General features: G+C 66.7%; 11 protein-coding genes. 5 read left to right on the top strand and 6 right to left on the bottom strand.

The features are described 5' to 3' along the window. Positions 1 to 212 precede the first annotated feature (212 nt). Positions 213 to 830: a hypothetical protein gene (locus tag ACSVC7_RS32115; RefSeq protein WP_448208645.1), complete on the bottom strand. Its 618-nt coding sequence runs from the start codon at positions 828 to 830 to the stop codon at positions 213 to 215. Then, the gene (locus tag ACSVC7_RS32110) at positions 827 to 1,414 is read right to left on the bottom strand and encodes a hypothetical protein (protein WP_448208646.1); all 588 of its coding nucleotides are present in this window, start codon (positions 1,412 to 1,414) and stop codon (positions 827 to 829) included. The genes ACSVC7_RS32115 and ACSVC7_RS32110 overlap by 4 nt, the downstream gene beginning before the upstream one ends. A 370-nt stretch (positions 1,415 to 1,784) precedes the next feature. On the opposite strand from ACSVC7_RS32110, the gene ACSVC7_RS32105 reads away from it, so the two are divergent. Both ACSVC7_RS32105 and ACSVC7_RS32100 read left to right on the top strand, forming a co-directional pair. Then, complete coding sequence (locus tag ACSVC7_RS32105) at positions 1,785 to 2,519, top strand: isochorismatase family protein (protein WP_448208647.1); 735 nt, start codon at positions 1,785 to 1,787, stop codon at positions 2,517 to 2,519. Between the two features lie 42 nt (positions 2,520 to 2,561). Beyond that, positions 2,562 to 3,746 (top strand): pentapeptide repeat-containing protein, encoded by a 1,185-nt coding sequence (locus ACSVC7_RS32100; protein WP_448208648.1) that lies wholly within the window; start codon positions 2,562 to 2,564, stop codon positions 3,744 to 3,746. Positions 3,747 to 3,754: 8 nt separating this feature from the next. Here ACSVC7_RS32100 and ACSVC7_RS32095 read toward each other — a convergent pair whose 3' ends face one another. Beyond that, complete coding sequence (locus ACSVC7_RS32095; RefSeq protein WP_448208649.1) at positions 3,755 to 4,747, bottom strand: BMP family lipoprotein; 993 nt, start codon at positions 4,745 to 4,747, stop codon at positions 3,755 to 3,757. A 171-nt stretch (positions 4,748 to 4,918) separates the two neighbouring features. On the opposite strand from ACSVC7_RS32095, the gene ACSVC7_RS32090 reads away from it, so the two are divergent. Continuing rightward, positions 4,919 to 5,746: an SDR family oxidoreductase gene (locus ACSVC7_RS32090; RefSeq protein ID WP_448208650.1), complete on the top strand. Its 828-nt coding sequence runs from the start codon at positions 4,919 to 4,921 to the stop codon at positions 5,744 to 5,746. A gap of 15 nt (positions 5,747 to 5,761) precedes the next feature. Here ACSVC7_RS32090 and ACSVC7_RS32085 read toward each other — a convergent pair whose 3' ends face one another. The 3 genes from ACSVC7_RS32085 to polA are packed head-to-tail and all read right to left on the bottom strand — an operon-like array spanning position 5,762 to position 9,398. Next, the gene (locus ACSVC7_RS32085) at positions 5,762 to 6,193 is read right to left on the bottom strand and encodes a type II toxin-antitoxin system VapC family toxin (protein WP_448208651.1); all 432 of its coding nucleotides are present in this window, start codon (positions 6,191 to 6,193) and stop codon (positions 5,762 to 5,764) included. After that, positions 6,190 to 6,450, bottom strand: a complete 261-nt coding sequence (locus tag ACSVC7_RS32080; protein ID WP_448208652.1) for a FitA-like ribbon-helix-helix domain-containing protein — start codon at positions 6,448 to 6,450, stop codon at positions 6,190 to 6,192. The genes ACSVC7_RS32085 and ACSVC7_RS32080 overlap by 4 nt, the downstream gene beginning before the upstream one ends. Before the next feature lie 59 nt (positions 6,451 to 6,509). Beyond that, positions 6,510 to 9,398 (bottom strand): DNA polymerase I, encoded by a 2,889-nt coding sequence (polA, locus tag ACSVC7_RS32075; protein ID WP_483509123.1) that lies wholly within the window; start codon positions 9,396 to 9,398, stop codon positions 6,510 to 6,512. A gap of 689 nt (positions 9,399 to 10,087) precedes the next feature. Between polA and ACSVC7_RS32070 the strand changes: the two genes are divergently transcribed. After that, positions 10,088 to 10,330, top strand: a complete 243-nt coding sequence (locus ACSVC7_RS32070; RefSeq protein WP_448208653.1) for a hypothetical protein — start codon at positions 10,088 to 10,090, stop codon at positions 10,328 to 10,330. A gap of 186 nt (positions 10,331 to 10,516) precedes the next feature. Further along, positions 10,517 to 11,379: hypothetical protein (locus ACSVC7_RS32065; RefSeq protein ID WP_483509121.1), on the top strand; the 863-nt coding region annotated here is incomplete at its 3' end.

Genomic DNA, 11,379 nt, shown 5'->3' with positions numbered 1-11,379 from the left:
CCAACACCCAGGACGTGCTGGTCGCCCGCGCCGAGGCCTTCGACGAGGCCGGGCTGGAGCGGCTGAAGGGCATGGTGGTCGCCCAGCTGGAGAAGTCCGGCCTGAAGGCCCCCTCCTTCGAGGACGGCGGCAGCGCACACTGATCCGGTCCATCGGGTCCGGAAAAGCCCTTCTCCCCGCCGGGGGAGAAGGGCTTTTCTTTTGCGCGGGCGTCAGTTGCGGGCGGCGGCGCGGCGGCGGGGGGGCTTGTCGTCGTCCTCCGCCGGGCTGGGCTTGCGGAAGGTGCTGAGTTCGGCGATGCGGTTCACCGCAAGGCCGTTCAGGCGACAGTGCACCGCTTCCAGCAGGTGGAAGCCCGCCTTGCGCGGGTAGCGGGCGGCGATGCGGTCGCGGACCTCCCGCTCCGTCTCCGCGACCAGGACGAAGCGCCGGAGGCCGGTCCAGGAGCGGTGGTTCTGGCGCTCGGACACGGCGGCATCGGCCGGCACGTAGCGGACGGCCGCTTCCCAGAAGCGGCCCTGGCGGGGCTCGACCCGGTCGAAGACGTGGTAGCGGGTGACGGGCGACTCGCGCTTCTTGTCCAGCTCCAGCAGGGCGGCCTGCATTTCCTGCTCGGCCTTGGCGACCCGCTTTTCCATTTCCGCATGCTGGTGGGCCAGTTTGGCGTAGACGGTGGCGACCTCGGCGACCTCCTTGGTCACCTCCTCCACCAGTTCCTTGACCTTGTCCTGCGACGCCCGCGTGGCGTGCAGCTGCCGGCGCCAGTAGCGGTTGGAGATCACCGTCAGCACCATCAGCCCGAGGCTGAAGTAGAGCATCATTCCGGTCATGCGGACGCAGCCTTCGATGGGGCTTCCGCAGCGGCGTCCGCCGAAAGGGATTCGAGCGTGGGGGCGAGCGCCAGCGGCACGACGGGCGTCGGGACGACGCCGTTCTTCGTCGTGAAGGCCGTGCGGACCAGCGCCGCGGCCTGCTCCGCCGTGGGGGTCCAGATGTGGGCGACGTTGCGGTAGTCCCAGATCTGGCGGGAGACGATCACCTCGCGCCGGTCGATGGTGCCGAGGTTTTCCTGCGTGACGAGCTGCGACCAGAAGCCGGTCGTCTCGTCCGCGTCGCCGAGTTCGTGCACCAGTTCGACCTTCGTGAACTCCAGCGCCCGGATCTCGGTCTGGGCCTTGTGGCGGCGCCCCGTGTATTCCGTGTGCTTGGCCTGGAGCGCGGTCAGTTCGGTCTGCTTCTGCTCGGTCTTGCGCTTCCATTCGGCCAGCGCGGCCTTCTTCTTGTCGTGCTGGCGCTGCATCAGGCCGTGCCGCGCCTTTTCGGCGCTGACCTTGCCGACGTCGAAGACGATCGACAGGCCAAGTGCGGCCGCGCTGGTCACCAGCAGGAGCATGCCCAGGAACTCGGCCGTCATGATCATTCGCGCACCCATGGTTGCGGCGACGCCTTACATCACACATGAGGGCTGACTCCGCGCCTCTTGGCTTTGCGGCATTCCGTCGCATGACCGCACGGGGGCTGTTCGGATCATGCGTGCCTACGGCAAAAATGTTGCGTCGGGCCTGAAAGCCGCGGGTCTTTTCCGGCCCGCCGGGCGCCATCCGGCGATTTTGTCGCAGTCGTATGCATGTTGCGTTCGTCCGGGGGCGGGGCTCCATCCCTCCGCCCCCGGACCTATGCCGGACGCCCCGATGATGACGTGACGGGCGCTTGCGGGTCCGATATCGTCGGCCATCCGCTGCACCAACGTCCGCTGCACCAACGGCCGTACGAACGGAGGATCCATGCTCGACCTGATGGTTCGCGACGACGCGCTGGAGACGGTCCGCCGCACCTTCCCGGTGGCCTTCGGCGCCTACGAAATGCCGGCCGGGCGCACCGGTCTCGTCATCATCGACGAGGTGAAGGGCTTCGCCAGCGTCGGCTGCGGCCCGCTCGCCCCGCCGGTCCCCAACGAGCAGGTCACCCGCATGATCGAGGAGACGGACCGGCTGGCCCGCCGCTTCGTGGAGGCCGGCTGGCCGGTCTGCGCCTCGCTGGACCGCCATGACCCCGCCAAGCCGGAGCCGCCGTACCCGCCGCACTGCCTGATCGGCACCGGCCACGACGAGCTGGTGCCGGAACTGGCGTGGCTGGAGTCGGCGTCGGGCACGACGCTGATCGCCAAGGACTGCATCAACTTCTTCGTCGGCGCGACGGGGAAGGACGGGCGCAACGCCGTGGTGGACTGGATCAACGGCAACCGGCTGGAGTCGGTGGTCGTGGTCGGCATCTGCACGGACATCTGCGTGATGGACTTCGTGCTGACCCTGCTGTCCGCCCGCAACCACGGCATGACGCCGACGCTGAAGGACGTGGTGGTGCACGAGCCGGGTTGCGCCACCTACGACCTGCCGCTGGACACCGCGCGCGAGCTTGGCCTGCCCGACACGGCGGCGCACCCGCAGGGGCCGGCGCACCACATGGGGCTGTACATGATGGCCGCGCGCGGGGCGCTGCTGTCCGACGCACTCCGCTGACCGGTTCGCTTCTTTGGCTTGCCTGCGCGGAGACGAGGGACCGTGGAAGAGCGATATCTGAGGGCGATCCGCAACGCGCTGGTCAAGCACCAGAAATGGCTGGCGCGCGACCCCGACATGAAGGGGCGCTGCGCCGACCTCAGCTTCCACAATCTGTCCGGCCTTGGGCTGAACCGCATCAACCTGAGCAGCGCGAAGCTGAGCGGGGCGAACCTCAACAGCGCCCGGCTGGCCGGCGCCAACCTGTCGAAGACGGACCTGTTCGGCGCCGACCTGTCCAAGGCCGACCTGACGGGGGCGTCGCTGGTCTCGGCCGACCTGCGCGGGGCGCGGGTGGAAGGCGCCAAGCTGCAGGAGGCGAACCTGCGCGGGGCCGATCTGCGCCAGGGCATGATGCTGGGCGCGGACGAACGGCGCCCGGCCGGCAACGCCGACGGCAGCACGACCTTCATCGGCTCCAAGATGGCCCGCGCGGTGCTGGCCGACGCCCGGCTGGCGCAGTGCGACTTTTCCGGCTGCGACCTGGAGGCGGTGGATTTCTCGGGCAGCGACCTGTCCGGCGCGGTGCTGATCGGCGCGAATCTGGCCGGCGCGGTGATGGAGCGGGTGGAACTGGCCGGCGTGCTGATGTGCGGGGCGCGCCTGGATGACGCGCTGCGCCAGACCCTGGAACGGCGCGGCGTCGACGTGGACGGCACAGGGCTGGTCAGTCTGGCCGGGCGCATGGCCGATTCCATCTCCGCCCACCAGATCTGGGTGGACCGGGACGGCGGCGGAGGCTCGCGGCTGGAGCTGCAACGGGCCGACCTGCGCGGCTACAACTTCGCCAACCAGCTTCTCGCCGGCTGCGCCATGCGATTCTGCGGGCTGCGCGGGGCGGATTTCTCTGGGGCGAAGCTGGTGATGGCCGACCTGTCCTACAGCGACCTGCGCGAGGCGGACTTCACCAGCGCGGACCTCTCGGGCTGCAACCTGCGCGGCGCCAATCTGGCCGGCGCCAAGCTGTGGCGGGCGCGGCTGCGCCCGGTGGACCTGTCCGGCGACGGCAGCCGCATGTGGCCGACCAACCTTGCCGAGGCCAGCCTGACCGGCGCCGACCTGCGCGACGCCAGCCTCGCCCGCGCGATCCTGCACGGCACCGACCTGACCCGCATCCGGGCGACGGTGGAGACGCTGAGGGGTGCCGATCTGGCCTTCGCCAAGGGCGTCGATCCGCAGTATGCGTGAGGTGGCCTCTACAGTTTGATGCGGCCAGCCACGATGTCGGCCCGCGCGGCCTCCGCCCGCTCCAGCATGGCGGGGGTGAGGAGGGGGCGGTTGTTGTCGTCCACCGCGTAGTCCACGCCGCCCTCGGCCAGCCCCAGCGCACGGACTCCAGGCGTCCAGGTGCCGGCCCGGCCCGCCTGGAAGGCGGTCTCCACGGCCAGATCGACGCGCTTCAGCATCGAGGTCAGGATCGTGCCGGGGTAGAGGTGGTTCTGGTTGCTGTCCACCCCGATGGCCAGCCGCCCGCCGTCCTTGGCCGCCGCGAAGACGCCGAAGTTGGACACGCCGGCCCCGGCGAACACCACGTCGGCGCCCCGCTGGAACTGGGCCTTCGCCACCTCCGCCCCGGTGGTCGGGTCGTTGAAGGCGGCCGGAGTCGTGCCGACGAAGTTGACCAGCACGGTGGCGTCCGGGCGGGCGTGCCGGGCGCCTTGCTCGAAGCCCGAAATGAACTTGCGGATCAACGGGATGTCCAGCGCCCCGATGAACCCGACCGTCCCCGTCTTCGACGCCAGCGCCGCCAGCACGCCGACGAGGAAGGAACCCTCCTGCTCCTTGAAGGTCACGGACTGGACGTTGGCGGCCTCCACCACCGCATCGACGATGGTGAAGCGGGCGGCCGGGAACTTGGGCGCCAGCGTGGCGAGCGGGGCCGCGTAGTAGAAGCCGATGGTCGCGAGGTCCGTGACGCCGCGCCGCATCAGCGCCGTCACCGCCTGTTCGAACTGGGCCGTGCTGGCGGGAAGGTATTCCAGATAGGGCACGCCGGTGGAGGCCTTGAAGCGCTCGGCCCCGGCGAAGGCGCCCTCGTTGAAGCTCTTGTCGAATTTCTGGCCGACCGCGTAGACGAGCCCCGGCGCGAAGCCCTGCGCGCGGGCGGGGAGGGCCAGGATGGGAAGGGGTATGGCGGCGAGGCCGGCGGCGCCGAGCGCCAGGATGGAACGGCGGTGCATCGGGGGCATCGGGCAGGCTCGGCCGTTGAGGGTGTGGGGGTGTCCACCTTAAGCGGAGAGGGTGGGATGACGCATAGGTAAATTGCATGACGCGACTGTCTGGACGCGTGCCGGGGGATCTGTGATAGGATCGTCGGCAAGAGGCCGCAACCGGCCCACACGATCCAGGGAGGAACCGCCATGACCGACGCCCGGTCGCTGAAGGGGAAGACGCTGTTCATCACCGGTGCCAGCCGCGGCATCGGCAAGGCCATCGCGCTCCGCGCCGCTCGCGACGGTGCCAACATCGCCATCGCCGCCAAAACCGCCGAGCCGCACCCGAAGCTGCCCGGCACCATTTACTCCGCCGCCGAGGAGATCGAGGCGGCGGGCGGCAAGGCGCTGCCGATCCTCTGCGACATCCGTGAGGACGCGCAGGTGGCCGAGGCGGTCGCCAGGACGGCGGAGGCCTTCGGCGGCATCGACATCCTGGTCAACAACGCCAGCGCCATCAGCCTGACCGGCACGCTGGAAACCCCGCTGAAGCGCTGGGACCTGATGATGGGCGTCAACGGGCGGGGCACCTTCGCCTGCTCGCAGGCCTGCCTGCCGCACCTGCTGAAGGCCGCGAACCCGCACATCCTGACGCTGTCGCCGCCGCTGAACCTGAACCCGCGCTGGTTCGAGCACCACACCGCCTACACCATCGCCAAATACGCCATGAGCCTGTGCACGCTGGGCATGAGCGCCGAGTTCCAGGGCCGGGTGGCGGTGAACTCCCTCTGGCCGCGCACGATCATCGGCACGGCGGCCATCGCCATGCTGAAGGGTGCCGCCGAGTTCGACAACTGCCGCAAGCCGGACATCCTGGCCGACGCCGCCCACGCCATCCTGACGCGGGACGCGAAGACCTGCACCGGCCACTTCTTCATCGACGACGAGGTGCTGGCGGAGGAGGGGATCAACGACCTCGATGCGTATGCGGTGACGCCGGGCGCGCCGCTGGCGCCGGATATTTTCCTGGATTGAGGGAAGGGGGCGGGTTCACCCGCCATCCGGCCCACCAACGTCCTCGATCCACAGAACTCGTTCGCTGTGCGCGCTTCTGGCGGCCGTGTCGAAGAAGCGGCGGTCCGCCGTGACGACGCGGCCGTTGATGGCCTCAGCGGTCGCGAGATAGAGGCAGTCATAGACCGGGTGGTCGAGAGCCTGGGCCAACGCCCGCGCGCGCGGCAGCAGGTCTCGGGACGGAAGCAGGGTCACCACACCCGACGTCATTTCGGCCATGGCCTCGTCAATGTCGGCGGGAGCGATCTCGCCGCGGCGATGCTTTTTCCAGAAGACGTTTTCCAACTCCACCAGGATGAAATCCGGGGCGTACAACGTCCGGGGACGGAGCAGCAGGTGGGCGAAGGCGGAAAAGCGCTCAGGCACGAACCATTGGATGGCGACGCTGGCGTCGACGATCAGCGTCACCGGTCGCGGTCCTCGCGGAGCAGGGCGACGCTGTCGGAGTGGGGGCGGCCGGAGAGGCGGGCGCGCATGGCGTCCGCGCGGGCGCGCATGAGGTCGGTGCGGTGCTGCTCGTCATCCATTGCCGCGTCGACGGGCGTGACCGCCTGGGCGAGGATGAGGCGAACCTCGGCGTCCAGCGAGCGGCCATGCTCGGCGGCGCGCTGGCGGAGGGCTTCCACGAGTTCGGAATCGATGCCGTCGATGATCATCCGTCCCATGGCGTGCCGCTCCGCGCCTTAATCTGTGTTTCCCAATATACGGAGGGGGCGGCGCCCCCTCAATGCGCCTCTTCCCAGTTGTCGCCGATGCCGGCTTCGGCGACGAGGGGCACGCCGAGGTGGGCGGCGTCCTCCATGACCTTTTGCACCAGCTTGGCGGCGTCTTTGGCCTGGGCGTCGGGAACTTCGAACAGCAGTTCGTCGTGCACCTGGAGCAGCATGTGGACGTCGTCGAACCCTTCGGCCTTCAGGGCGCCGGGGACGCGGGCCATGGCGCGCTTCATGATGTCGGCGGCGGTGCCCTGGATGGGGGCGTTGGTGGCCTGACGCTCGGCGAAGGCGCGGCGGGCGGCGTTCTTTTCGTGGATGCCGGGGATGTAGCAGCGCCGGCCGAACAGGGTCTCCACATAACCGTGCTGGCGGGCGAAGGCCTTGGTCTGCTCCATCCAGACCTTCAACTCGTGGAAGCGCTCGAAATAGGCCTTGATGAAGGCGTTCGCCTCGCCGGGCATGATGCCGAGCTGCCGGCCGAGCCCGAAGCCCGAGATGCCGTAGATGATGCCGAAGTTGATGGCCTTGGCCTTGCGGCGGATCTCCGGGGTCATCTGCTCCAGCGGCACGCCGAAGACCTGGCTGGCGGTGGCCGCGTGAATGTCGATGCCGTCCTGGAATGCCTGTTTCAGCGCGGCGATGTTCGCCATTTCCGCGACCAGCCGCAGCTCGATCTGCGAATAGTCGACGGAGATCAGCTTGTGCCCCGGTGCTGCGACGAAGGCGCGGCGGATCTTGCGGCCTTCCTCCGTGCGGACGGGGATGTTCTGGAGGTTCGGGTCGGTCGAGGACAGGCGGCCCGTGTTGGTCACCGCCATGGCGAAGGCCGTGTGCACGCGCCCGGTGGAGGGGGAAATCTGGGCCTGGAGCGCGTCGGTGTAGGTGCTCTTCAGCTTGGCGAGCTGGCGCCAGTCCAGCACGCGCTGGGCGATGGGGTGGCCCTGCTCCGACAGTTCCTCCAGCACGTTGACGTCGGTGGAGTAGGCGCCGGTCTTGCTCTTCTTTCCGCTGCCGAGCTTCATCTCGTCGAACAGGACCTCGCCGAGCTGCTTGGGCGAGCCGATGTTGAAGCTGCGGCCGGCAAGCTCGTGGACCTCCTTTTCGATTTCCTTCAGGCGCTTGTCCAGGTCCTGGGACAGGGTGGACAGGGCGTTGCTGTCCACGCGCACGCCGCAGGATTCCATGGCGGCGATCACCGGGACGAGCGGGCGTTCCAGCGTTTCGTAGACGGTGACCATGCGCTCGTCCACAAGGCGCGGCTTCAGCAGCTTCCACAGGCGGAGCGTGATGTCCGCGTCCTCCGCCGCGTAGGCCAGCGCCTTGTCGAGCGGCACGAGGTCGAAGGTGATCTTCGATTTGCCGGTGCCGCAGACGTCCTTGTAGGGGATCGTCTCGTAGTCGAAATGCAGCTTCGCCAGCTCGTCCATGCCGTGGCCGTGGCTGCCGCCCTCCAGCACGTAGGAGATCAGCATGCTGTCGTCGATCGGGCCGACCTGCACCCCATGGCGGGCGAAAAGCTGGTGGTCGAACTTGAAATTGTGGCCGATCTTGAGGACGGCGGGGTCTTCCAGAACCTCCTTCAGCGCGGCGATGGCGTCGGCGACGGGGATCTGCTTGGGCTTGTCCACGGCGGTGAAGGCCAACTCGCCGTCCGGCGCGGCGTCGGGCGAGCGGTGGGCCAGCGGGATGTAGCAGGCCAGCCCCGGCTCCGTCGCCAGCGAGATGCCGACCAGGGTCGCCGTGGCGGGGGTCAGCGAATCCGTCTCCGTGTCCACGGCCAGCACGCCGGTGGTCCGGGCGCGCTCCACCCAGGCGGCGAGGGCGGCGACATCCTGGACGAGTTCGTAGCGCTTCTCCACGTCCATCGAGGGAGCGGGGCGGGTGCGCTCCTCGGCGGTGGGGGCGGCTTGCGGGGCTGGTGAAGCGAGGGGGCTCGCGGCGGCGCCGTCGGCGATGGTGCCGTCCTTGCGCATCTCCGCCTCGACGCGGGAGACGATGGTGCGGAAGCCCTGGGCCTTCAGGAAGTCGATCAGCTTCTGGTGGTCGGGCTCGCGGACACGCAGCTCCTCCAGCGGCTTCGGCACCGGCGCGTGGTCGTCGAGCAGGACCAGGCGGCGGGAGACGCGCGCCTGCTCCGCGAATTCGATCAGCTTCTGCCGGCGGGCCGGCTGCTTGATCTCGCCCGCGCGGGCCAGCAGCGATTCCAGGTCGCCGTATTCGGTAATGAGCTGCGCGGCGGTCTTTACGCCGATGCCCGGCACGCCCGGCACGTTGTCCACGCTGTCGCCGGCCAGAGCCTGCACGTCCACCACCTTCTCCGGCGGGACGCCGAACTTTTCGAACACCTCGTCGGGGCCGATGGGCTTGTTCTTCAGCGGGTCGAGCATCCGCACGCCCGGCCGCACCAACTGCATCATGTCCTTGTCGGAGGACACGATGGTGACCTCGCGCCCGGCCTCGTTGGCGAGGCGCGCGTAGGTGGCGATCAGGTCGTCGGCCTCGAACCCCTCCAGCTCCAGGCAGGGCAGGCAGAAGGCCTCGGTCGCTTCCCGGATCAGGGAGAACTGGGGTCTCAGCTCCTCCGGCGGTTCGGGACGGTGGGCCTTGTATTCGGGGTAGAAGGCGCTGCGGAAGTTCTCCCGCTTCGAATCGAAGACCACGGCGACGGCGGACGCCTTCAGGTCGGCCAGCAGCTTCAGCAGCATGTTGGAGAAGCCCAGCACCGCGTTCACCGGCGTGCCGTCCGGCCGGTTCAGCATCGGCAACGCGTGGAAGGCCCGGAAGATGAACCCCGACCCGTCCACAAGATACAGCCCGCTGCCGTCACCGGCGGGCGGGTTCGTTTCGGTCGTCACGGCGGTCGTCACGGCGGGGGCGGTGGTCTGGTCTTCGGACATGGTGCGGTCTCATCCCTTTTGGGGCGCTACCATGGCCGAAGGCGGCCCGAGAGTCGAGGGCGGGGCGCGCCCCCACCTCCCCACGGCGGAGTTCCCTCCCCTGCGAAGCGGGGGAGGGTTAGGGTGGGGGCAACACGTCCCAATTGATGCGCGTTACGCACCACCGTCGTTGTGCATTGTTGTGCAGATTGTGCATGCCGCCCATCCTGCACAATGGCGCGTCTTCGCGCTTTTCCTTGATGGAACAAGGCTTTGCGCCGCCTCGTTCGTGCACGCCCGTTGTGCATCCGCCGCCGCGCGGGCGGATCTCACCCGTTGACGGTGCGAATCATAACGGACGGAAGACGGCGCGGCAACGCGCGCCTTGTCGCGGGCGGGCAAGAACAGATGGTGCGGACTCAAGCGCGCGGTCGGACCGGGGCGGCGTTGCGACAGTCGTTCGCAGGTGAAGGGCTCGGCACCCCAAATGGCGGGCCAAGCAACCCATGATGCGCGATTGCCAGGGCATGCGGGCGGCCGAGCGAGGTGCTGGCACACCCCGCCCAGCCTAACCATGACCCGCCGACAAGGAGCCGGAGATCATGGCTGAGTCCGAGAATATCACAATTTTTTACGACAACAGCAACGCCGAAATCATCCGCTTTGGAGAGAGGAGCAAAGCGATGCTGAGCGCCAGTTAGGTCGGCGCGTTGGACCGCAACCCAGAGTGCAATCCGCATTATCAGGCGATGGAGGATCTGGAAGACCGCATCGCCGCCATCCCCGCCCAAACCATGGCCGGCATGGCCGTCCGCCTGTGGGTGCTGTGGAGCTATCAGTGCAAGAACGAACAGCACCTCTTCACCGGCCCGGAGGACGACGCCCTGTTCGCCGACAAACTGACCTGGGGCATCCTTCATGACGCGGAACGGTTGGCGGGCGGTGTGGGGTAGGAGCACTTTCTCCCCCTCTCCCGCCGGAGGCGGGCGAGGGGGTTGGGCGCGTTGCTAGAACCCGTATTGAGGCGTAGGTTGGGTTGAGCGTGAGCGAAATCCAACATCGTCACGTCGAGGGCTGTGTTGGGTTTCGTTCACGCTCACGCTCAACGCAACCTACGGAACTACTTAAGGGAGCAGGGGATGGGCCGGATAACTATTAACGAAATTTTTGAAAGCGGAACGGGCAAAGAAAAGGTTGTATTATGCTTGGACGGCATGGACTTGAAGGGATGTGAGTGCGAGTATAGGGGAGATAGTGACTTTCCTGTGGTGGTTTGCAGTGATAGCAATGATTTTAAATTGATTTGCGATGTTGCGTTTAGCGAGCTGTTCCAGGTCGTTCGTGAATTTATTGTATTTGGTTATGCAGAGAAAAACGACATGTGGGAAATTCCGGTGTCTTACACCGCATTTTTCATTGATACTGTTGGGGCTGGTGAAGGATATGAGATCGAGCTGTGTGTTAATCCATCGATAGAATTGGAGTGTTGGCGGGGGGCTTATAGCGTTAATGAATTTTCGGATCAGATAAAATTAGTAGCAAAAGAGATTTTGCCAAATGTAAGGTTTTCTGAGGATAGGATTGACAATTTTTACGAGCCAAAGTTCGCCGTGGTGGTTAAGGACGTTTCAGAAAAAGTTGGAGTACTCATTGATTCTTTTTTGGTTGATATTGGGTTTGCTGTTCGCAAAGCTGGACGTGATCTCCTGAGAAAGGCCGAGGATGCCTCTATTGTGCAATATTTTAGCTTCCCCGAGGAAACAAAAGTAGCCTGCGAGCAATACCTTATGTATTTTGTCCAATTCCTTCGAGATATCGGAGTGAATGCTTCGGCAGAGCTGAAGGAAGAGGCAAGCAGGACGCTCTTCAAGGTAACGCCTAATGATGGGGTTGAGGCGCTTCAGAGTCCGTTTGACAACCTGTTCAGTGGCAGACACGCCGGAGTAGCAGGCTTGCCATGGCGAGTTGTATCATGCCGCTGGAGACGTCGATCCGGGCTTCA

The sequence above is a fragment of the Azospirillum mesophilum genome, assembly GCF_053470405.2.
The sequence above is the reverse complement of the archived record's forward strand: the minus strand, read 5'-3'. Positions and strand labels throughout refer to the sequence as shown.

Excerpts from the sequence above, each read along its gene's own strand:
- ACSVC7_RS32115 (WP_448208645.1), bottom strand. The coding sequence starts at position 830 with ATGACCGGAATGATGCTCTACTTCAGCCTCGGGCTGATGGTGCTGACG.
- ACSVC7_RS32110 (WP_448208646.1), bottom strand. The coding sequence starts at position 1,414 with ATGACGGCCGAGTTCCTGGGCATGCTCCTGCTGGTGACCAGCGCGGCC.
- ACSVC7_RS32105 (WP_448208647.1), top strand. The coding sequence starts at position 1,785 with ATGCTCGACCTGATGGTTCGCGACGACGCGCTGGAGACGGTCCGCCGC.
- ACSVC7_RS32095 (WP_448208649.1), bottom strand. The coding sequence starts at position 4,747 with ATGCCCCCGATGCACCGCCGTTCCATCCTGGCGCTCGGCGCCGCCGGC.
- ACSVC7_RS32090 (WP_448208650.1), top strand. The coding sequence starts at position 4,919 with ATGACCGACGCCCGGTCGCTGAAGGGGAAGACGCTGTTCATCACCGGT.
- ACSVC7_RS32080 (WP_448208652.1), bottom strand. The coding sequence starts at position 6,450 with ATGGGACGGATGATCATCGACGGCATCGATTCCGAACTCGTGGAAGCC.
- polA (WP_483509123.1), bottom strand. The coding sequence starts at position 9,398 with ATGTCCGAAGACCAGACCACCGCCCCCGCCGTGACGACCGCCGTGACG.